This is a genomic window from Streptomyces litchfieldiae, from assembly GCF_031845365.1.
GTDB lineage: Bacteria > Actinomycetota > Actinomycetes > Streptomycetales > Streptomycetaceae > Streptomyces > Streptomyces litchfieldiae.
Window position 1 is genome coordinate 1 of sequence record NZ_JAVREL010000103.1, and the last position, 462, is coordinate 462.

A 462-nucleotide genomic window follows, 5' to 3' on the forward strand; every position below is an offset into this window, starting at 1 on the left:
GGATGGCCGCAACTTCGTCCTGCCAGCCGTGCAACTCGACGAGGGAATCGTAAGTTCGGACAGTCAGGTAGAACGCGATCTGCAACCGCGCCTCCCGGATCGCGCGCTGCGGGTCTTCGTCGTCGATCGCGGTGATCAGCCAACCCCAGCGCCGCAAGGAGGCGACATCGCGGCCGCTTGCCTCCGCACCTCCGGCGAGCTCGGGCTCGACCAGCTCAGTCCACCAGCGATCGGTGAACACTCCGTGGCCGAGGATGCCGTCCGCGACGCGGCCCGCGGTGCGCACCATGATCTTGTTGAACGCTCCGACCAGGATCGGTACGTCGAGCCGGCCGAAAACTGGTGCGCGGATGTCGGCGTCGATCGAGTAGAACCGGCCCTGGTACCGGATCGGCTCGCCGTTCTCGGCATGGAGAAATGCCTGGATGGCTTCGATGAGTTCGGCCATGCGCGGCGCGGGAT

At 66.2% G+C, this 462-nt stretch carries 1 protein-coding gene; it reads right to left on the reverse strand.

Annotated features, from left to right (window positions below; translation table 11 throughout):
- Window positions 1-448: LLM class flavin-dependent oxidoreductase (locus tag RM590_RS35585; protein WP_311708952.1), on the reverse strand; the 448-nt coding region annotated here is incomplete at its 3' end.
- Window positions 449-462 lie beyond the last annotated feature (14 nt).